This window comes from Halomicroarcula saliterrae (assembly GCF_031624395.1).
GTDB classification, from domain to species: domain Archaea; phylum Halobacteriota; class Halobacteria; order Halobacteriales; family Haloarculaceae; genus Haloarcula; species Haloarcula saliterrae.
Map to the genome: position 1 here is coordinate 49,412 of NZ_JAMQON010000002.1, position 21,308 is coordinate 70,719.

The 21,308-nt window shown below is 68.8% G+C and carries 16 protein-coding genes; 10 read left to right on the forward strand and 6 right to left on the reverse strand.

Going from position 1 to position 21,308, the window contains the following annotated elements; all coding sequences use genetic code 11:
- Positions 1 to 8: 8 nt before the first annotated feature.
- Entirely contained in the window at positions 9 to 692 is a 684-nt protein-coding gene (locus NDI56_RS08200) for a DUF8127 domain-containing protein (protein ID WP_310918974.1), read from the reverse strand.
- A 404-nt stretch (positions 693 to 1,096) separates the two neighbouring features.
- Here NDI56_RS08200 and NDI56_RS08205 point away from each other — a divergent pair, with 404 nt between their 5' ends.
- Both NDI56_RS08205 and carB read left to right on the forward strand, forming a co-directional pair.
- Positions 1,097 to 1,324: a hypothetical protein gene (locus tag NDI56_RS08205; RefSeq protein WP_310918975.1), complete on the forward strand. Its 228-nt coding sequence runs from the start codon at positions 1,097 to 1,099 to the stop codon at positions 1,322 to 1,324.
- Positions 1,325 to 1,443: 119 nt separating this feature from the next.
- Complete coding sequence (gene carB / locus NDI56_RS08210) at positions 1,444 to 4,695, forward strand: carbamoyl-phosphate synthase large subunit (protein ID WP_310918976.1); 3,252 nt, start codon at positions 1,444 to 1,446, stop codon at positions 4,693 to 4,695.
- A 71-nt stretch (positions 4,696 to 4,766) separates the two neighbouring features.
- Here the strand turns inward: carB and NDI56_RS08215 are convergent, their stop codons facing one another.
- A complete protein-coding gene (locus tag NDI56_RS08215) occupies positions 4,767 to 5,969 on the reverse strand; it encodes an outer membrane protein assembly factor BamB family protein (protein WP_310918977.1) in 1,203 nt (400 codons plus the stop codon).
- A gap of 151 nt (positions 5,970 to 6,120) precedes the next feature.
- Here NDI56_RS08215 and NDI56_RS08220 point away from each other — a divergent pair, with 151 nt between their 5' ends.
- Together NDI56_RS08220 and NDI56_RS08225 are read left to right on the forward strand one after the other, a co-directional pair.
- Positions 6,121 to 7,815, forward strand: coding sequence for a histidine kinase N-terminal 7TM domain-containing protein (locus tag NDI56_RS08220; RefSeq protein WP_310918978.1), 1,695 nt, complete (start codon positions 6,121 to 6,123; stop codon positions 7,813 to 7,815).
- A gap of 202 nt (positions 7,816 to 8,017) precedes the next feature.
- Complete coding sequence (locus tag NDI56_RS08225; RefSeq protein ID WP_310918979.1) at positions 8,018 to 8,650, forward strand: hypothetical protein; 633 nt, start codon at positions 8,018 to 8,020, stop codon at positions 8,648 to 8,650.
- 217 nt (positions 8,651 to 8,867) lie between these two features.
- On the opposite strand, the gene carA is transcribed toward NDI56_RS08225, so the two are convergent.
- Entirely contained in the window at positions 8,868 to 9,914 is a 1,047-nt protein-coding gene (gene carA, locus NDI56_RS08230) for a glutamine-hydrolyzing carbamoyl-phosphate synthase small subunit (protein ID WP_310918980.1), read from the reverse strand.
- Between the two features lie 102 nt (positions 9,915 to 10,016).
- Between carA and NDI56_RS08235 the strand changes: the two genes are divergently transcribed.
- From NDI56_RS08235 to NDI56_RS08260, 6 genes are all read left to right on the forward strand, one after another.
- Positions 10,017 to 10,430 carry an Lrp/AsnC family transcriptional regulator gene (locus tag NDI56_RS08235; RefSeq protein ID WP_310918981.1) on the forward strand — a complete coding sequence of 138 codons (414 nt, stop codon included), beginning with the start codon at positions 10,017 to 10,019 and terminating at the stop codon, positions 10,428 to 10,430.
- A gap of 389 nt (positions 10,431 to 10,819) precedes the next feature.
- A complete protein-coding gene (locus NDI56_RS08240; protein WP_310918982.1) occupies positions 10,820 to 11,872 on the forward strand; it encodes a thiamine ABC transporter substrate-binding protein in 1,053 nt (350 codons plus the stop codon).
- A 2-nt stretch (positions 11,873 to 11,874) separates the two neighbouring features.
- Complete coding sequence (locus tag NDI56_RS08245) at positions 11,875 to 13,566, forward strand: ABC transporter permease (protein WP_310918983.1); 1,692 nt, start codon at positions 11,875 to 11,877, stop codon at positions 13,564 to 13,566.
- A complete protein-coding gene (locus NDI56_RS08250; RefSeq protein ID WP_310918984.1) occupies positions 13,563 to 14,609 on the forward strand; it encodes an ABC transporter ATP-binding protein in 1,047 nt (348 codons plus the stop codon). The genes NDI56_RS08245 and NDI56_RS08250 overlap by 4 nt, the downstream gene beginning before the upstream one ends.
- A gap of 52 nt (positions 14,610 to 14,661) precedes the next feature.
- On the forward strand, positions 14,662 to 15,669 hold the full coding sequence (locus tag NDI56_RS08255) for an AIR synthase family protein (RefSeq protein ID WP_310918985.1): 1,008 nt from the start codon (positions 14,662 to 14,664) through the stop codon (positions 15,667 to 15,669).
- A gap of 61 nt (positions 15,670 to 15,730) precedes the next feature.
- A complete protein-coding gene (locus tag NDI56_RS08260; protein ID WP_310918986.1) occupies positions 15,731 to 16,600 on the forward strand; it encodes a mechanosensitive ion channel family protein in 870 nt (289 codons plus the stop codon).
- A 4-nt stretch (positions 16,601 to 16,604) separates the two neighbouring features.
- Here the strand turns inward: NDI56_RS08260 and NDI56_RS08265 are convergent, their stop codons facing one another.
- The 3 genes from NDI56_RS08265 to btuC are packed head-to-tail and all read right to left on the reverse strand — an operon-like array spanning position 16,605 to position 21,305.
- On the reverse strand, positions 16,605 to 18,962 hold the full coding sequence (locus NDI56_RS08265; RefSeq protein WP_310918987.1) for a DEAD/DEAH box helicase: 2,358 nt from the start codon (positions 18,960 to 18,962) through the stop codon (positions 16,605 to 16,607).
- Positions 18,963 to 18,984: 22 nt separating this feature from the next.
- On the reverse strand, positions 18,985 to 20,202 hold the full coding sequence (locus NDI56_RS08270) for a heme ABC transporter ATP-binding protein (protein ID WP_417935994.1): 1,218 nt from the start codon (positions 20,200 to 20,202) through the stop codon (positions 18,985 to 18,987).
- A 32-nt stretch (positions 20,203 to 20,234) separates the two neighbouring features.
- Positions 20,235 to 21,305, reverse strand: a complete 1,071-nt coding sequence (gene btuC, locus NDI56_RS08275; RefSeq protein WP_310918989.1) for a vitamin B12 ABC transporter permease BtuC — start codon at positions 21,303 to 21,305, stop codon at positions 20,235 to 20,237.
- Positions 21,306 to 21,308: the final 3 nt, after the last annotated feature.

Below are 21,308 nucleotides of genomic sequence, written 5' to 3' on the forward strand. Positions count from 1 at the left end.
AGCGGGTCTCAGCCGCCTCGCCGAGCGCGCTCGAACAGGAGGATACCGATACCGAACGATATCAGCTCGAACAACCGCTCCGTGAGCGGCTTCTCTCCGAGGGTACTTCGAGTGTCGGCGACATACACGATGTAGTAGCGCCCGCTCGAACTGACGAGCACGGGTTCGGACAACGAATCGTCGGCCCACGCCGAGCCTGTTTCGACCGTTCGGCGAACCGGCCGCGCGGACTGTCCGACCGGCTGGGAATACAACTCGAACACCCTGCTCGCGTTGGTTCGTTCCAGCCCGAGCACGTATGCTTCGGCCGAATCGTTCCACCCCGTCGTGCGCTCGTACACCCGTCCAGTGTCGGCAAAGGCGACGTACGGCTCTCGCACATCGAGTCTCGAACTCCGAGCGCCGTTCCTCGCGCCGGGGTAGGGCGCCTGTATCGACGAGCCGTTGACAATTCGGGACTCCACCGCACACCGGCGCGAGTGGCGGGGCTCCTCGAAGCAGTCGATAGCATCGAAGCCGTTGAGCTCCGAGTGGTCACCCTCGACCTGAATCCGATTGTCGTCGACCGTAACGAGTGCGGCTTGGTACTGGTAGTCCCTTCCCGTGATGTCCAGTGCCGGCCCCCAGACCGGCGTCGTGATAAAGAGGGCGGCCATCACGAGGAGAGCGGTCCGACGGAGAGGGTCTGCCATTGTTCAGTTTCGAGAGACAGACACAAAAAATAATTCGATACGATTCGACAAGATCCGCCCAGTAGACACGTCGGCTCCGCTATCGGGTACCGGTTCCGGGATTCAGGAGTACGCCAGCGCACGCTCCAACAGCCGCGTTGAAGATGAGTCGACCGCACTGGACGGGACACAGTCGTGCCAAACGATCACCGTTCGAGGGTTTCGACGGAGCCACCACCCCATCTGAGTCGTCTCGGTCGCTCCGGAACGGCCGGTAGCTACCTGGCTGCTATTCGAACACGCGCAGACAGTGTATGACAACGGGGTGCAGAACGCGTCCCGTTGCTGTCCGTCGGTTTCGGCTAAACCGGCGTCAGACACCAGTCTGACGGTGTTATATGGGGTTTCGGCTATTGAATACCGATATGGCCATCCGTCACGGCGAGTTCGAGCGCATCCAGTCCGTCCTCGACGACGCCGACGCCGACGGTCCCCTGACGGCCCGCGAGATTCTGGAGTTGCTGGAAGAGCACGACGAGGAGTTCGAGAGCGCCCACCGCGTCGCCACGGTGCTCGGTCGGCGGGCCCAGACCGGCGAAGTCGAGGTCATCAGGGACCAGCCCTACCGCTACAGCGTCACCGACGAGAGCTAGAGGCGCGGGCGGGTGCGACTACCCCGTGTGACGCTGTCGCATTACGATATTCGAAATGCGGCTTCGAGCTTCGTACCTTTTCGCCGGGCTTATTACGATGTATCGGCTCGAATCGGGTAATGACAGCCGAGGAAGACCGCACAATCCTGCTTATCGGGAGTGGCCCTATCAAAATCGGCCAGGCCGCCGAGTTCGACTACTCCGGCGCGCAGGCCTGTCGGGCGCTCCAGGAGGAGGGGGCACGCGTCGTACTGGTCAACTCCAACCCGGCGACCATCATGACCGACCCGGACATGGCCGATAAGGTGTATCTCGAACCCATCAACACCGAGGCCATCACCGAGATCATCCGGAAGGAGAATCCCGACGGCGTCATCGCCGGCCTGGGCGGCCAGACCGGCCTCAACGTCACGGCCGAACTCGCCGAGGAGGGCGTTCTCGAAGAGTACGACGTCGACGTGATGGGTACGCCCCTCGACACCATCTACGCCACCGAGGACCGCGAGCTGTTCCGCCAGCGCATGGAGTCCATCGGCGAGCCGGTCCCCCGCTCTACCACCATCTCGCTCGACGAGGGCGAGTCGGTCACGGACTTCGACGAGGAGAACTTCCGCCAGCGGATTCAGGACGCCGTCGACGAGGTCGGCGGCCTCCCGGTCATCGCCCGCACGACCTACACGCTGGGCGGCTCGGGCTCCGGCGTCGTCGACGAGTTCGAGGAGCTCGTCGAACGCGTGCGCAAGGGGCTGCGCCTCTCGCGTAACAGCGAAGTCCTCGTCACCGAGTCCATCTCCGGGTGGGTCGAACTGGAGTACGAGGTCATGCGCGACGCCGACGACTCCTGTATCATCATCTGCAACATGGAGAACATCGACCCGATGGGTATCCACACCGGGGAGTCGACGGTCGTTACGCCCTCGCAGGTCATCCCCGACGAGGGCCACCAGCAGATGCGCGACTCCGCGCTGAAGGTCATCCGCGAACTCGGCATTCAGGGCGGCTGTAACATCCAGCACGCCTGGCGCGACGACGGCACGCCCGGCGGCGAGTACCGCGTCGTCGAGGTGAACCCCCGCGTCTCCCGCTCCTCCGCGCTGGCCTCGAAAGCGACGGGGTACCCCATCGCCCGCGTCACGGCGAAGGTCGCACTCGGCAAGCGGCTCCACGAGATCGAGAACGAGATCACCGGCGAGACCACGGCCGCCTTCGAGCCAGCCATCGACTACATCGTCACGAAGGTCCCGCGCTGGCCCATCGACAAGTTCACCGACACGGACTTCGAGCTGTCGACGGCCATGAAGTCGACGGGCGAGGCGATGTCCATCGGCCGGACCTTCCCCGAGTCACTGCTCAAGGCGCTGCGCTCCTCGGAGTACAACCCCGCCGTCGACTTCGAGACGGTCGGCGACGACGAGCTGGAGGAAGAGTACCTCGTCCGCCCCTCGCCGGACCGGCCGTACGCCATCTTCGAGGCGTTCCTGCGTGGCTACTCGGTCGAGGAGGTCGTCGAACTGACCGACATCCACGAGTGGTACGTCGAGCGCTTCGAGGAGGTCGCCGACGCGGCCGAGGCGGCCATCGCCGGCGACTACGAAACCGCCGCGGCAGCCGGTTTCACCGACCAGGAGATAACCGCGCTCGCGGGCGGCGAGTTCAACGACACCCACGTCTCGTGGCTCCCGGCCGGACTGGAGAACGACGACGGCGACGGGGCCGAAGTCGAGGCCGCGACCGACGGGAGCGGCGTACAAATCGAAGACGTCGAGTCGGAGACGGTCCATCGGGACTACAAGCTCGTCGACACCTGCGCCGGCGAGTTCGAGGCGACGACGCCGTACTACTACTCCACCCGTGACCCCATCTCGGGCATCGACCGCAACGAACTGCTCGTCGACCCCGACGTCGAGAGCGTCGTCGTGGTCGGCGGCGGCCCCATCCGCATCGGGCAGGGCGTCGAGTTCGACTACTGTTCGGTCCACGCCGTCCAGGCTCTGGAGAACATGGGCATCGACGCCCACGTCGTCAACAACAACCCGGAGACGGTCTCGACCGACTACGACACCTCCGACGGGCTGTTCTTCGAGCCCGTCACCGCGGAAGAGGTCGCCGACGTGGCCGAATCGACCGGCGCCGACGGCGTGATGGTCCAGTTCGGCGGCCAGACCTCGGTCGACATCGGCGAACCGCTGGAGAAGGAGATTCAGCGCCGCGGGCTCGACTGCGAGATTCTGGGCACCTCGGTCGAGGCGATGGACCTCGCCGAGGACCGCGACCGCTTCAACAAGCTGATGGACGACCTCGGCATCGCACAGGCCGAGGGCGGCACGGCGACGAGCAAGGAAGAAGCGCTCGACCTGGCCCACGACATCGGCTACCCCGTCCTCGTCCGTCCCTCCTACGTGCTGGGCGGCCGTGCGATGGACGTCGTCTACAACGACGACGACCTGGAGACCTACATCGAGGAGGCGGTCCGCGTCTCGCCCGACAAGCCCATCCTCGTGGACGAGTTCCTCGCCGACGCCGTCGAGCTGGACGTCGACGCCGTCGCCGACGAAGACGACGTGCTCATCGGCGGCGTGATGGAACACGTCGAGACCGCCGGGGTCCACTCCGGCGACTCGGCGTGTATGATTCCGCCCCGTTCGGCGGACATAAAGGAGGTCATGCCGCGCATCCGCGAAGTCACCGAGGACATCGCCGACGCGCTCGATACGGTCGGGCTGCTGAACGTCCAGCTCGCCGTGCGTGACGGCGAGGTCTACGTGCTGGAGGCAAACCCGCGCTCGTCCCGTACCGTCCCCTTCATCTCGAAGACGACGGGCGTCCCGATCGCGAAGATCGCCGCCCGCGTGATGGCCGGTGAGAGCCTGTCGGAGCTGGATATCGACGAGCAGATCCCCGAGCAGGTCTCGGTCAAGGAAGTCGTCCTGCCCTTCGACCGCCTGCCGGGCTCGGACCCGCGACTCGGCCCGGAGATGAAGTCCACGGGTGAGGTCATGGGCACCGCCGGCTCCTTCGGCAAGGCATACCAGAAGGCCCAGATGTGCGTCGGCAAGGACATCCCGCTTTCGGGCACCGCGCTCGTTGACCTCCCGATTCTGGGCTACGAGGAGCATTTCGACGTGAAGAGCCTTGACGACTACGCGGACACCGGGGCCGTCGTCGAGGCCATCCAGGCGGGCGACATCGACCTCGTTGCCTCCCGTGACCGCGACGTACTGGAGGCCTGTGTCGAGGAGACGGTGACGTACTTCTCGACCCGAGAGAGCGCCGAGGCGGCCCTGGAAGCCATCAACTCCGCCGACCAGCCGCTTGCGGTCCAGGCGGTCAGCGAGCGCCCGAAGACGACGCGCGACTGGGGCAGCGAATAAGAGCGCCCGAGCGGAGAGGGTGGCGGACCGCACCGCGGGGAGCAGCGAGCCGCCACCGCACCGTCGATTTCTCACGCGCGAAGCGCGGCGACACTCCCGTCCGCCAGCAGCGCGAACACCGTCCCGTCGGCGAGCGCGAGGGTTCGGACCGGGACGTCGAACGTCGTCCGCCACTGCGGAGCCCCAGTGACGTCGAACGCCCGGACGGACCCCCGGGGTATCCCGGTCTGTTCCATCCGGTCGTGGCCCGTCGCCAGCAGGACCGCCTCCTCGCCGGCGGCGACGTCACGAACGGCCGAGTCGAGCGGCCGTCGCCACCGTCGCTCGCCGCTGGCGGCGTCGACGCCGAGGAGACGCCACGTGCGGCGGTCGCTCCCGGTTTCGACCGCCGTAGCCGTCACAGCCGTTCCGTCGACCACGACGGGCGCTCGGGTAGCCGAGACCTCGTCGTCGCCCGGCGTCGGCGCGACCCGCCAGCGCCGCTGGCCGGCTTCGAGGTCGAACGCCTCGACGGCGACGGTCGACTGGCGGTTGCCGACGAGGAGCGCCCCGTCGTGGACGGTTAGAGTCGTCCGGGCGGCGTTCAGGTCGCTCGTCCACTGACTGTCGGGGAACCGCCCGACCGTGGCATCGGCGACCGTCGGGCGCTGGTATCGCTGGACGGCGTACGGCCCCGCGCCGTAGAGAGTCCCCGCGGCCACCGCGAGGGAGCCGTGGCCCCCGTGCCGCGTTCCGGCCCGCGACCGACCGTCGGTGCCGAACGCCCGGAGCGCGCCGCCGAGGGCGCTCGTGAGGACGCCGCTCGACAGCGGGAGGACGCTGTCGGCCGGCCGCAGTTCCACGTCCCACTGAACCGTCCCCTCGCGGTCGAAAGCCCTGAGTCTGGGCGACTCGCTGCCCGACTGGGATTCAGAGACGTAGAGATGGTCTGTCCCGAGGGCACAGCGGCCACCGACGCCGATGGCCGACCACCGCTCGGTGCCGTCGACTCGGTCGAACGCGTGGACGTGGGCGGTGCCGACGAAGACGCGCTCCCGTCCGACGACGAGACCTACGGCGTCCCCCGTCCCCCGAGCCTCGGTTCGCCACGCGACGCCGGGGGCCGACGGCACCGTGACGGGCGCTCGCGCCGTGTTCCGGTGGTCGTACCGGGGACGCGGCCACGTGTCCGAGGGGACGGCCGTCGGTTCGAACCGGTCGAGTCGGACCCGCGAACCGAGTCCAACAGCGCCGCTCGCTAGCAGTCCCGCGAGTACCGAACGCCTGGAGGGCATCGTCGGGTGATAGAGGCGGGCCCAGATATACGGCGGGGCTCGCGTAAATCTGGCCACCAAAACCCGTCGCCGGCACTGGTCCCGGACCGCAGTGTCGTTCGCCCTCGGTGACAAAACCGATATAACTGCGTACCAGTAAGTTACCGGAAGTTTGCTCGCTGGTATCGGCATCGGTGGACTGGTCGTCGGCAGTTCGATTACTGCCGGCGTCGGCACGCTCGCACTCGCCGGCTACCTCTATCGACACCGCGGGAGCCCGGGTGTCCCCTGGTTCATCGCGGCGGCACTCGCCATCTCGGTGTGGTGTCTGGCGTACGGGACGGCGCTGGTGGTCTTCGAGTTGCCGCTCAGGGCGCATTTGACGGCCCTCTGGCTGCTGGCCGCCGTCTGGTCGGGGCCGCTGTTCTTGCTGTTCGCACTGGCGTACACCGGCCGAACCGCCGTCGTGCGCAGCTGGCAGGCGCTGCCGCTGCTCGCGGTGCCGACGGTGGCGACCGGGCTGCTGGTGACCCACAGCTGGCACTCGCTGCTCTGGACGACGTTCCGAATCGACCCGGTGTTCGACCTCGCGACGGCCAGCTACTCCCTCCAGCCGCTCGCGTACCTCGTTCTGGTGTTCACACTGCTGTCTGCCGGCTTGAGCGCGCTGCTGCTGTTCGAGACGGTCGTCAGCTACGGGCCGCTCTACCGGGGGGAGGCGGTCGCCGTCGGCCTCAGCGTCGTCCCGCCGGCCGTCGGGTCGCTCCCGTGGCTCTTTGGCTTTGGCCCGTATCCGCAGCTCAATCTCACACCGGCGCTGTTTCTGGTCCACGTGGCGCTCGACAGCTACGCCTTCGTCGAGCGGAACATGTTCGAGACGAACCCCACGACCCGTCGGGCCGCCGAGCGGTCGGCCGTCGACGACATCCCCACGCCGCTGTTCGCGCTCGACACGGAGGACTGCGTGGTGACCGTCAACGACGCCGCCGTCGAGACGTTCGAGCTCGACCGGTCGGCCGTCCTCGGCGAACCGTTCGCGGCTGTCGTCCCCGCCAGCGGCGGGACCGTCGACGGGTCCGAGTCCATCACGACCACGACCGACGGGCGGGAGCGGCAGTTCACCGTCGTCACAGCACCGTTGACCGACCCCGCCGACACCGTCGTCGGCCGGACGGTCATCCTCCAGGAGGTGACCAAGGAGCGCGAACGCGAACAGCGACTCGACGTGTTGAACCGCGTCATCCGGCACAACCTCAGAAACGAGATGACGGTGATACTGGGCCACGCCGACCTCGTCGCCGACCGGGCGACGGACGAGGCGGTCCTCGACTCCGCCGCGACGATCACCGACAGCGGCGAGCGGCTGCTCGCGACGGGCACCAAGGCCCGCGAGTTCGAGCAGATACGCGGGAGTCAGACCGATACCAGGACCGTCGACGTCGCCGACCTCGTCGGCGAGGCCGTGGCCGACCTGCGAGCCGAGTTCCCGTCGGCGACGGTCGATATCGACGTCAGCCCGGGGACGGACACGTCGCTGACCACCCAACCGCGCGTGCTCGCGCTGGTCGTCGCGAACCTGCTGGAAAACGCCCTCGCGCACAACGAGAGCGACGAACCACGGGCAGCCGTCACGCTCTCCGAGTCCGAGACGGGGCTCGACATCGGTATCAGCGACAACGGACCGGGTATCGACCCGTCGGAGCTGGCGCCGATACGCAAGGGGACGGAGACGGCACTGGAGCACTCGACCGGGATGGGGCTCTGGGTCGCCAGCTGGGGCGTGACGATGCTCGGCGGGGATATCGACTTCGCGACCACGGACGACGGGACGGACGTGAGTGTCCACCTCGACTACACCGACGGCTGACCCGCGAGTGAACTGCCTCCTCTGCGTGTCCGATACGGCGGATAATCGTGTATCCTTCGCCTTATTGTCCATTATTTACCCATTTAGTTTGGATAATAACGACCTTCGAGTGTAATAATACGACGAACCCAACCCTGATATCAGCAAGTCGAGTGGTCGTTAGTATGGACGCTATCAGACGGTTCGGAGACGTGGGACGCTGATGACGGACGAAGAGTTCACTGGCAGAGCCCGAACGCTCGCGGAGATCGCTCCGAACGACTCGGTGACCGTCCCGACGCTGGCCGGCGAGGGCGGCCGGTTCACGGACGGGCCGCCGCTGAGCGAGCCACCGGTGTCGTACCTCGAACCGGCGGAGTCCCCGGCCTTCGTCCTGGCGAACACGAAACGCGGCATCGGCCTCGGCTCGAAGCGCAACACGGTCACCCCGGGCACCGACCGCGAGACGCTCGTCCTCGTCACCGGCCGCCGGACGCTCTGTCTCGTCGGCGGGGAGACCGACGACGAGGTCATCGAGATACCCCACGAGAGCATCGCCACGGCCAGCTACAGGACCGGGTTCCGCGCACACCGGTTGGCCCTCCAGACGCCGCGGAACAGCTACCACTGCTGGGTCAACCCGAAGACCGACGAGGACCTGCTCGCGGCGGCGACGACGTTCATCGAGGAGCGAAAGCCGGAGACGCCGGAGAGTATCGACGGTGACGACGACGCGAGCAGGATTATGTACCGCGGACAGCCGGTGAAACGCGACACCGAGTCTGCGGAGACCGTGCCCAGCGGCGAGAAACAGACTGTGATGTACCGCGGGCGGCCGGTCGACGACGGCGAGTGACCGTCGGCACATCGCGTACCGCTCCCGAGCCGTGTGAACGTTTAACTCTCCCGGGCTGACCGCTCGGTGGTCCAGTTGCGCTTCGCGCAGCGCAACTACTCGCGGGTCGTTCCTCCCCGCTCGTCTGTTCGGCGAGTCTCGCTTCGCTCAGCGCAACTACTCGCGGGTCGTTCCTCCCCGCTCGTCTGTTCGGCGAGTCTCGCTTCGCTCGACTCGCCTACTCCTCGGCCATCGCCAACACGTCGTCGAAGAAACCGAGCGAGTCGTGCGGGCCGGGGTTGGCTTCGGGGTGGTACTGGCGCGTGATGATACCGAGGTCGTCGTTCTCGAGCCCTTCGGGGGTGTCGTCGTTGACGTTGACCTGTGTCACGTCGAGGTCGTCGCCGGGGTCGGCGACGGTGTAGCCGTGGTTCTGGGTCGTCATGACGACCTTGTTCGTCCGGAGGTCACGCACGGGCTGGTTCACGCCGCGGTGGCCGAACTCCATCTTCTCGGTCTCGCCGCCCAGCGCGTTGGCGACGACCTGCTGGCCCAGACAGATGCCCGCCAGCGGCACGTCGCCGACGTAGGTCTCGACGAGTTCGCCGGCCTGTCCGAAGTTCTCCGGGTCGCCGGGACCGTTGGAGATAAAGAGGAGGTCGGGGTCCACGGCGGCCACGTCGCCTTCGCTGGCGTCGTACGGGAAGACGTGGACGACGGCGTCGCGCTCGACCAGCGAGTCCATGATAGAGCCCTTCGCGCCGCAGTCGACCAGCGCGACGGTCGCCCCGTCGCCGTCCTCGTTGTACGTCTCGACGCTGTCGACGGAGACCTGCGCGCCGATGTCGACGTGGTCGGACATGTGCTTGCAGTCGTGGAGCTCGTCGAGTGCATCCTGCTTCGTCGCGTCGGGGCCGGCGGCGATACCGCACTTCATCGCCCCTTCGTCACGAATCTCGGTGACGATGTCGCGGGTGTCGAGGTGGTCGACGGCCGGCACGCCCTCGCTTTCGAGCCACTCGGCCACGTCGTCGGTGAGCTCGCGGGCGACGACGCCCCGCGGGTGGACGCGGTCGTCCTCGAAGCGCTCCTCACGGACGCCGTAGTTTCCGATGAGCGGGTACGAGAAGGTGAGAATCTGTTCCTCGTAGGACGGGTCGGTCAGACTCTCCTCGTAGCCGGTGTATGCGGTTGTGAACACGACCTCACCGCGAGTCGTCCCCGGAGCGCGGGCGCGCGCCTCGATGACACGGTCCCCCTCCAGAGCTACGTATGCGTCAGCCATTACGAGATGCGTACAGTATTCGCCATCATAAGGATTGCTTTCGAAGTCGAGTTACGATTTTCGTAATCCTCAAGTCGGGGCCCCAGTTATAGTCGCATCTCGATGGACGAACTGGACAAGGAGATACTGTCGATTCTCCGGCGGGACGCCCGCACGCCCTACACGGAGATCGCCGACAAGGTGGGGACCTCAGAGGGGACCGTGCGAAACCGCGTCGACAGCCTCGTCGACAGCGGTATCATCGAACGGTTCACCGTCGCGACGCGGACGGGCAACGTCAAGTCCATGATAGAGGTCGGCGTCGACGTCAACGTCGACACCGAGGCCGTCACCGACCACATCGCCGAGTGGCCCGCCGTCGACTTCGTCTGGCAGGTCTCGGGCGAGCAGGACATCGTCGTGGTCGTCGACGCGGCCGACACCGGCGCGGTCAACGAACTCATCACCAGAGCGCGGGAGCTGGAGGAAGTGGTGAGCACGAAGACGAGGCTAATCCTCGACGAGCGGGTTGGGTGAACGACAGTGAACCCACCCTGGGGACGAGGACTCGCCGAGTGAGGGTAATCCTCGACGAGCGGGTTGGGTGAACGACAGTGAACCCACCCTGGGGACGAGGATTCGCCGAGTGAGGGTAATTCTGGACGAGCGGGTTGGGTGAGTAGCGAGGTCGCGGAGCGACCTCGGACGGTGAGCGGTGTAACGGTGAACCGATGGCGACGAGCGGGTCGAGAGTCGAAACGACCTCCGAGACGCGGATTCCGAGGTGTCGTGACCGGCCACCGATGCTGTCATCACTGGGAATCGGCTGGCCAGCCGAACTGCAGCAGTTCCGACCGTGAGTCGAGCCAGTGGTCATGATTTGGAAAGCGAGTGGTTCAAGTATTACTTGGTGTAACCACCGAGGTATGAAGCGACGAGCGTTTCTCTCCGGCGTCGGCGTGGCGGGAGCGACGGCACTGGCGGGCTGTATCAACGACACCTCGAACCAGTCTGACAACACCCTCACGGTGGCGACCTACTCCTCGTTCACGGGGGAGGACTCCGCGGGGAACTGGCTCAAGTCGGCCTTCGAGTCCGAGAACGGCGACGCGACGGTGGAGTTCACGACGCCCGAGAACGGCGTCAACCAGTTCATCCAGCGCAAATCGGAGGGCGCGCCCATCGACGCGGACCTGTTCGTGGGGCTCAACACGGGCGAGCTCGTCCGCGCCGACGAGCAACTGGACGACCCGCTGTTCGCGGAGACCGACGGCGAGGTCGACGGCGCCGGCTCGGTCAAACCGGCCCTCGACTTCGACCCCGACGGGCGGGTCATCCCGTACGACACGGGCTACATCAGTCTCGTCTACGACGAGGGCGAGGTCGACGCGCCGGAGACGTTCGACGCTCTGCTGGAACCCGCCTACGAAGACGCCCTCATCGCCCAGAACGCCCAGCAGTCCGACCCCGGCCGCGCGTTCCTGCTGTGGACCATCCACGAGAAGGGCGCCGACGGCTATCTGGACTACTGGCAGGCACTGGACGACAACGGCGTCCGGATTCTCTCGGACTGGGAGCCCGCGTACAACGCCTACACGAACGAGGAGGCGCCGATGGTCGTCTCCTACTCCACCGACCAGGTGTTCTACCACGGCGAGGGCGTCGATATGTCCCGCCACCAGGTCGGCTTCCTCAACGAGCAGGGCTACGCGAATCCCGAGGGCATGGCGCAGTTCGCCGACGCCGACAACCCCGAGCTGGCCCGGTCGTTCATGTCGTTCGTCCTCGGCACCGAGGCCCAGTCCGAAATCGCGACGCGGAACGTTCAGTTCCCCGCCGTCGAGGGCGTCGAGCCGGGCGGTGACTTCGGCGAGTACGCGCTCGAACCGCCCGAGCCCGTCACCTTCGGCTACGACGAACTCGCCGGCAACGTCGACGGCTGGATAGAGGACTGGGCGCGTCAGGTCGTGAGCAACTGACGATGTGGCGCCGGGACGGCCGGCTGCTCCCGGCCGGCGTGGCCGCCACGCTCGCGGCGCTGGTCGTCGTCTTCTACTACCCCGTCGGGAGCGTGCTCGCCAGCGCCGTCCACGCCGGCGGTCGGCTCACGCTCGCGCCTCTCGTCTCGGTGGTGGGCGACCCGTTCTACCACGACCTGTTCGCCTTTACCGCCTACCAGGCGCTCCTCTCGACCGTCGCGAGCGTCGTCGTCGGCCTGCCCGGCGCGTACCTCATCTCGCGCTTCGAGTTCCCCGGGCGGCAGTTCCTCCGTTCCGTGACGATACTCCCCTTCGTCCTCCCCTCCATCATGGTCGCCGTCGGCTTCCTGGCGATGTTCGGCCGGACCGGACTGCTCAACGACGTGCTGGCCGTCGTCGGGCTGGGCCCCGTCGAACTGACGTTCACCCTCGAACTCATCGTGCTGGCCCACGCGTTCTACAACGCGCCGCTGGTCACCCGGCTGGTGACGGCCGCCTGGGAGTCGGTCGACCCCGCCCGCGTCGAGACCGCGCGGACGCTCGGTGCCTCCCCTGTCCGGGCGTTCCGTGACGTAACGCTGCCACAGCTGTTGCCGGCGCTGCTGACGGCGTCGGTGCTGACGTTCATCTTCACGTTCATGTCCTTTCCCATCGTGCTGGCGCTGGGGGGGCTCGACCTCGCGACCGTCGAGGTGTGGCTCTTCGCCCGCGTCCAGAACCTCGACCTGACCGAGGCGGCGACGCTCGGGGCCATCGAGACCGCGCTCTCGCTGGGGCTGATATACGTGTACCTGCGTTTCGAGGCCACCCAGCTCCGCGCGGGGGGCGAGAGCCGCGGCCGGGCGCGGACCCCGCTCTTTGCCGGCTGGCGGTCGCTGGTCGACCCGAGACGGCTGGCGCTCTTTGCCTACGCGGGCGCCGCGCTGGTGCTGTTCGTCGGCCCGCTCGTGAGCCTCGTCGTCGAGAGCGTCACGACGCCCGACGGGGCCTTCACGCTCCGGTACTACGAGTTCCTGCTCGCCCAGCAGTCCTCGACGGCCGTGGGAACGACCCGGCCGTTTCCCGCGGTGCGGAACTCGCTGCTGTTTGGCGCGGGCGCGCTGGTGCTCGCCCTGCCGATGGGGGTCGTCGTCTCCGTCGTCGCGACCCGTGACAGCCGCGGCTCCCGGCTGGCGGAGGCGCTCCTGACGGCTCCGCTCGCCGTCAGCGGTATCGTTCTGGGCCTGGGGATGCTCCGGAGCCTCGTCTTCGGGACGACGCTGTTTGGCTACCGGCTCACCGTCACCGGTCCGGTCGCTATCGTCGCCGCTCACGCCGTCGCGGCCTACCCGTTCGTCTCGCGCAACGTCACCCCGGCGCTGGGGAGCATCGACGACCGGCTCGTCGACGCCGCCCGGGCGCTGGGCGCCGACCGGTCGACCGCGCTGGTCGATATCGAACTCCCGCTGGTGGTTCCGGCGCTGGTCGCCGGCGCGGCCTTCGCGTTCGCCATCAGCATCGGCGAGTTCGACTCCACTGTCCTGCTGGCCGAGGGCGTCGACAGCGCGACGATGCCGGTCGCGCTCGAACGGTACACCGGCAACCGGTCGCTGGGGCCGAACCTCGGCCCGGCGACGGCGATGGGCACCGTCCTGCTCGCGGTGACGACCGTCAGCTTCGTACTCATAGACCGCGTCGGCGGACGGTGGCAATGACGATGTCCGGTGTCGACGTGACCGAGTTGTCGGTGGGCTTCGACGGCGTGACAGCGCTCGAATCGGTGTCGCTGTCCGTCCGGGCAGGGGAGTTTTTCACCCTCGTCGGCCCGTCTGGCTGTGGGAAGACGACAACGCTTCGCGCCATCGCCGGGCTGGCCGACTCCACGGGCGGGGCCGTCACAGTCGACGGGCAGGACGTGACCGACGCCCCACCGGAAGCGCGCGACGTGGGGATAGTGTTCCAGAACTACGCGCTTTTTCCGCACATGAGCGTCCGCGAGAACGTCGCCTACGGGCTGCGGTTCCACGAGCTCGATGGCCGTGACGACGACGAGCGCGTGGCCGAGCTGCTCGACCTCGTCGACCTCGCGGGCGTGGCCGACCGCGACCCGGAGCAGCTCTCGGGCGGCCAACAGCAGCGCATCGCGCTGGCCCGCGCGCTCGCCCCCGAGCCCGACGTGCTCTTGCTCGACGAGCCGCTGTCGGCGCTGGACGCGACGCTCCGCAAGCGGCTCCGGGTACAGATAAAGACCATCCAGCGGGAGCTCGACATCACGACGATCTACGTCACGCACGACCAGGCCGAGGCGCTGGCGCTCAGCGACCGGGTGGCCGTCATGCACGACGGCCGCGTCGAGCAGGTCGCGACCCCGGAGGTCGTCTATCGGGACCCCGCCTCGCGGTTCGTCGCCGAGTTCGTCGGGGACAACAACCTCTTCGACGGCGCGGTCACCGACGACGGCGCGGGCGTCGCCGTCGACGGGGCGACGCTCCCGCTGCCCGAGGGGGCCGACCAGCGACCCGGCGAGTCGCTGACGCTCGCGGTGCGGCCCGAGGCCATCGCAGTCGGTGACGACGCATCGGACGCCCCGGGCACGACACTCGCGGCGACAGTCGAGACCGTCGAGTTCCTCGGCGACGCCTACCGGGTCCACTGCCGGTGGCAGGGCCGGCGCATCGAGTGCAAGACGACGGCGGCGGACCCGCCCGACGGCGAGGTCGCGCTCGGGTTCGACGCGGCGGACGTACACGTGCTCTGAGCGGTCCCGCCGAGTCGGGGCGTTTTAGACGGACTCGGTCGAGAGTGAGACAATGAGCGACCTCGGGAAGATAGACCGCGAGACGTTCGAGGACGTCATCTACCCGAATCTGGGTAGATCGCGGGCCGACGTGGCCGTCGGGCCGCGCCACGGCGTCGATTTCGGCGTTCTTGACATCGGCGGCCGGGCGGTAGTCGTCGCGACCGACCCCATCTCTATCTTGCCGGAGCTGGGCTGGCGACGGGCCGGCCGGCTGGCCCTGGAAATCGTCCTCACCGACGTGGCCGTCTCCGGCGTCGCGCCCACCCACCTCGCGGTCAATCTGACGCTGCCGCCGTCGTGGACCGACGACGACCTGGAAGCCTGCTGGCGGGGTATCGCAGACCACGCCGACCGGCTCGGCGTGAGCATCGTCTCGGGCCACACCGCCCGCTATCCCGGCATCGACAGCTCGTGGGTCGGCGGCGCCACCGTCCTGGGCGTCGGTGACCGCGAGGCAATCGTCCGGCCGGACGGGGCCGCGCCCGGCGACGATATCGTCGTGACCACGGGCCCGGCCGCGGAGGTGACGGGTCTGCTGGCGACGCTGTATCCGGAACAGCTGGGACTCCCGCCGGAGACCGTGGCGACGGCACAGGAGCGCGTCGAAGACATTGCGGCCGTCGCGGACGCCCGCGAAGCGTTCGGGGCCGGCGGCGTCACCGCGATGCACGACGCGACGGAGGGGGGCCTCGCGGGCGGTCTCGTGGAGATGGCGAGCGGCGCGGGGGTCCGGTTCGACGTCGACGCCGAGCGGGTGCCCGTCGCGCCCGGCGTCGCGGCGGTGTGTGAAGCAGTCGACGTGGACCCGTGGACGGTGACGAGCGCGGGCACGCTGTTGCTCACTGCCGAATCGGGGAGCGGTGAGGCCGTCGTCGAAGCACTGGAGCGCCGCGGGACACCCGCGGCCGTCGTCGGAACGGTGACCGACGGCGACGGGGTCTTCGTCGACGGCGAGCCGCTTGCGGCCCCGGCGAGCGACCCCTCGTGGGCCGTCTTCGAGCGGTTCTCCGGGGAGTAGCGGCCGCGGACATCGGGGTCGTGCGGCCGGGATTCATATCGTAGGCCACGGAAAGAAGCGTATGCAGTTGCCCGGCGCCCCGGATGTGGATGTCGTTTCGGTGTACGCACAGCTCGCCGAAGACGGCGCGACGTTCCTCGCCGTCGCCGCGGCGTTGTATCTCGTCGGCCGGTTGGTCGTCGTCCCGGCTGTTCGCTGGGGGCTCTCCCGGTCGGGCATCGACCGGACCGTAGAGAGCGCGCTCGGGAGCGCGACACATCTCCTCGTAATCGGCGTGACCCTCGTCGCCGCCGCACAGGCCGCCGGCTTCCGCGGCGCGCTGGCGGGGTCGACGCTCGTAGCGGCGGGCATCACCGTCGCCGTCGGCCTGGCCGCACAGGACGTGCTGGGCAACTTCGTCTCGGGCGTCTTCATCGTGACCGACCCGGACCTGAACGTCGGCGACACCATCGAGTGGGACGGCAAGCGTGGCGTCATCGTCGACATCGACCTGCGGGTCACCCGCGTCCGGACGCCGAACAACGAGCGCATCGTCGTCCCCAACACGGAGCTGGCGACCGGGACGGTGACCAACCGGACCTCGACGGGCCCCATCGGCATCTCCTACGAGTTCGGGATTCCCTACGACACGGACGTTTCGGCGCTCGAAACTATCGTCGAGGAGGTCGCTCGCGACATCGACCACGTCGTCGAGAAGCCGGAGCCGGTCGTCGGCGTCAGCGAGCTGGGGGCCACGGCCGTCCTCGTCGTCGGCCGGGTGTGGATTCCGAACGCCCGACGGAACCGGCTGGCGTCGGTCAGGTCCGAGTTCGTCCGACGGGTCAACGAGGAGTGTCGGGCGGCGGGTATCGACCTCAGCGAGACGACCCAGCACGCCGTGGCGGGGGAACTCGCCGTCCACGAACCCGACGCCCCAGAGCCGTCGGGCTGAGCTGTCAGGCGTCGGTGAGCCCTTCGAGCAGGTGTATCGCGCCGTGTTTGTCCAGCGGGTCGTTGGCGTTGCCACAGTGGGGCGACTGCACGCAGGCCGGGCAGCCCTCGGCACAGTCACAGGAGCCAAGCATCGACAGCGTCGTCTCGAAGAGCGCCGTCACGTCGTCGAAGGCGGCCCGGTTCAGCCCGATACCACCGGGGTAGCCGTCGTAGATGAAGACGGTCGGCTCACCGGTGTGCGGGTGACGCGGCGTCGAGAGCCCGCCGATGTCGCCCCGGTCACAGAGGTACTCGAAGGGGTACATCGATATCATCGCGTGCTCGGCCGCGTGGATAGCGCCGGGGAAATCGTCGGTCCCGCCGTCGGTGGCAGCGTCAGCCGTCGACCCGACGCGGCCGTACTCGCCCGCGAGGATCTCCGCTTCGAGGTCCTCGGGCACCGTGTAGTACATCGCCTTCGTTTCGAGGCTGGTCTCGGGAAGGTCGAGGGGACGCCGGCCCCGCACCTCGCCGGAGGTGCCGTCCCGGCGCTCGTACCCCGTAATCTGTTTGCGCATCGTCACCGACGCGAAGCGGACCGGTACGTCCTCGCGGGTCGGCAGCGGCCGCTCCTGCAGGTCGGCCTCGACGGTGATGGTCTTGTCGTGGAGCACGCGCGTGTAGTAGTCCGCCCACGTCCGGTCGAGTTCGGCGACGCCCGCGTCGAGGTCGAGGTCGGTGACCTCGTAGCGCCGACCCTGATGGTGGTAGACGGCGCCGGGATGGGCGTCACGCAGGGCGTCCTCGAAGGGGAGCCGCGCGACGACGTCGCCCTTCGCGACCAGTTTCACCTCGCGGTCGTCGACGGTGCGGAGGCTCATGTCGTGGTGTGGGCGGCCGTTCGAGGTCCACCGGACGCTCCCGTCGGTGCTCCGGCGGTCGAGCTTGCTGGCGGATTCGAGGTCGGCGACGACGTCGGGAAAGGTCGCGCCGAAGTGGCGGTCGTCGTCGGCAGAGAGCCAGTTCTCGCCCGCCGCGGCGAGCACGTGGTCCGGTAGCAACTGCTCGTTCTCGGGGTTCGTGACGGCCTGCTCGGCGGGTTTCTCGAACAGCGCCGACGGGTTGCGCAGGACGTACTGGTCCAGCTGGTCCTCGCCGCCGACCAGCGCGACGAGCGCGGGGTCGGTGCCCCGGCCCGCTCGCCCGGCCTGCTGGAACGCCCGCATCCGGGTGCCGGGGTAGCCGTCGATGAGCACGGCATCGAGCCCGCCCACGTCGACGCCGAGCTCCAGCGCGCTCGTGGACCAGACGCCCCGGAGGTCGCCGGACTGGAGCCGGTTCTCCAGCTCGCGGCGCTTCTCGTTCGTCAGCGCCGCCTGATAGGCGCCGACCCGGTCGGCGAGGTCGCGGTGGCCCCGCGAGCGGAGCTCGTCGGACGCGTCGCTCGCGTAGCGCTCGGCGGTCTGGCGCGAGCCGGCGAAGACCACAGTTTGCAGGCCCCGTTCGACGAGATCGACGAACAGCCGCTTCGTCTCGACGTGGCTGGATTTCCGGCGGCCGCTTCCCCACCCGTCGCCGCCCTCGTACTCGGGCGGGTTCCACAGCAGCCAGTGGCGCGGCCCGCTCGCGCTTTCGTCCTCGTCGACCAGGGCGAAGGAGTCGTCGGGCTGGCCCGTCACCGTGGCGGCGTGTTCGACGGGGTTGTCGATGGTCGCCGAGCAGCAGACCCACTCGGGGTCGCTGTCGAACCGCTCGGCGATACGCCGCAGGCGGCGCATCACGAGCGAGACGTGGCTGCCGAAGATACCGCGGTAGCCGTGGACCTCGTCGACGACCACGGTTTCGAGGCGCCCGAAGAACCAGTCCCAGAGCCGGTGGGCGTGGGGCAGGATGCCGTAGTGGAGCATGTCCGGCGTCGTCAGCAGGACGGTGGGCTGGCGCTCGCGGATGGCCTCCTTCTCGGACTTGGACTGGCGACCGGTGTACTGGGCCACCGAGACGCCCGAGGCAAAGCCCAGCCCGTGTGCCAGTTCCGACAGCGTCTCCGTCTGGTCGTTGATGAGCGCGACCTGGGGCGCGACGTAGAGGGCGGTCGCCCGGCGGTCGAGCGCCCGCTCGAAGGCGGGCACGGTGTAGGCCAGGCTCTTGCCGCTCGCGGTTTCGGTCGCGAGGACGACGTTCTCGCCGTCCCGGACCGCGTCGATAGCGGCGGTCTGGTGGGCGTAGAGGTCGGTGATGCCCTCGTCTTCGAGGACGCCGGCCAGTCGGGCGTCGAGGTCACAGTCGGCCGTCGTCGCCGTCCGCCCGGGGACCGTGCGCTCGTCGACTATTTGGCCCTCGTAGTAGGGTCGCCCGCGGAGCCACGCGATAGTGTCGTCCACGGGCGGGGTACGGCGGCGGCCGCTATCGGTCTTGCTGTTCGCGGGACCTGACACGCCGGTCCTCGCCCGAACGGGTCGGCGCCGCGGCGACGGCCTCCGGCAGCGCCTCGACCGTCGCGACGGTCGTCCGGGGCGACTCGATAGCGGGGACCCCCTCGCCGTCGACGGCGACCAGCCGCCGGGCCGCGGCGACGACCGACTGGTTGGCGTCGCCCACGTCGCCGGCGACGACCGCGCTGTCGGCCGCGCCCGCGAGCTCGGTCGCCCGCTCGCGCGAGGCGTCGTCGACGCCGGCGAAGGGGGGGACCGTGACGACCTCGCAGTCGAGTTCCGCCGCGCGCTCGGCGGCCGCGTCGCCCGCGGGCACGACGCCGACAGTGACGGTCACGCCCGCGGCGACGAGTCGAGCGACCGCCGCGGCGGCCTGCCGACCGGTCCCGACGACGTGGACGGTCCGGTCGCTCGGGTCGCTGTCGGGAAGCGGCGTCACCAGCGGCGCCTCGGTGCCGGGCTGGCGGGTGACGAGCGTCTCGGCGTCGAAGGCGTCACCGAGCGTGTCGGTGTTCAACACGTCGCGTGGCGGCCCGGCCGCGCGGACCTCGCCGTCGGCGAGCAAGACGAGCTCGTCGCAGTACCGCGCCGCGAGGTTGAGGTCGTGGATGGCCGCGACCGCTGTCTTGCCCTCCCGGACGAGGTCGGCGACGAGCTCCAGCGTGTTGACGGCGTGGTTGATGTCGAGGTTCGAGGTCGGCTCGTCGAGCAGCAGGACGGGCGTCTCCTGGGCGAGCGCGCGGGCGAGCAACACGCGCTGGCGCTCCCCGCCGGACAGCGAGGTGACCGGTCGGTCGGCGAAGCGGGCCACGTCGGCCCGCTCCATCGCCGCCCGCACGGTGTCGCGGTCCCCGCTGTCGGCCCGCTCGAAGCGGCCGAGATGCGGCGTCCGTCCCATCTCGACCGTCTGTCGGACGGTGAAATCGAAGGAGAGCGTCGTCGCCTGCGGCGTGCTGGCGACGCGCTGGCTCACCTGCTTCGAGGAGAGCCCCTCGATGGGGTCGCCGGCGACGCGGACGGTGCCGCTGTCGGGCGAGAGCGTCGCCCGTAGCGCCCGCAACGTCGTCGTCTTCCCGGCGCCGTTCGGACCCACGAGCGCGACGAAGTCCCCGCACTCGGCGGTCAGTGACACGTCCGAGAGTATCCGGGTGCCGCCCAGCGAGACGGAGAGGCCCTCGGCGCTGAGCATCGGGACGGGGTCGCCGGCGTGGTCGGGGTCGCTCACAGTTCGTGGACCTCCCGTTGTCGCAACAGATAGAGGAAGAAGGGCGCGCCCAGCGCGGCGGTGACGATGCCGACGGGAATCTCGGCGCTGCCCGAGCGGGCCAGCGTATCCGTCGCGACGAGGAAGGAGGCCCCGGCCAGCGCCGAGGTCGGCAGGAGCACGCGGTGGTCCGGCCCCACGAGCAGCCGCATCACGTGGGGGACGATGAGGCCGACGAAGCCGATGATGCCGGCCACGGCGACGCCGGCGGCGGTCGCCAGCGACGAGAGCGCGAGGAGGAGCCGTTTGGTCCGTTCGACCTCGATGCCGAGGCTCTGGGCGTCCTCCTCGCCCAGCAACATGACGTTCAGGTCCCGGGCGTACACCAGCAAGAGCGCGAAGGGGACCGACACGAGGAGGAGGCTCGACCACACTTCGGGCCAGGAGGCCCCCTTGAGGTGGCCCATCAGCCAGAACAGCGCCCGGCGGATGGACTCGCCGGCGTTGAGCAGCAGAAAGGAGACGACCGCGCCCAGAAAGGTCTGGATGGCGACGCCGGCGAGCAACAGCGTCGCCACGGGCGTCCGGCCGTTCTCCGTCGCGATGAGGTAGACGCCGAAGGCCGCGAGCAGTGCGCCCGCGAAGGCGGCCCCGCGCAGGCCGAGCCCGAACGGGAGCGCCGCGCCGGTGACGATGAAGCCGACGGCACCGACGGCCGCGCCCGAGGAGACGCCGATGATGGAGGGGTCGGCCATCGGGTTGCGGAAGATGCCCTGCATGATGGTGCCGGCGGCGGCGAGCGAGAAGCCGACGACCGCGGCGAGCAGGATGCGCGGGAGTCGGACCTGCACGACGATGAGGCGCTGGAGCCGCGAGACGCGGAACTGAAAGACCGGCCGGGTCGTCACGTCGACGGCCGTGCCCGAGAGGTCGACGGCCGTCGGGACGACGATAGCGTTGAGGAGGACCTGGGCCACGTCCGCGGGCGGAATCCACACCGGGCCGATACCGGCGCTGACGGTGACGACAGCGACCAGCAGGGCCGAAAGCGAGAGCGACCACGTGGCGGTCTTCCCGGGGGTTCGCACGAC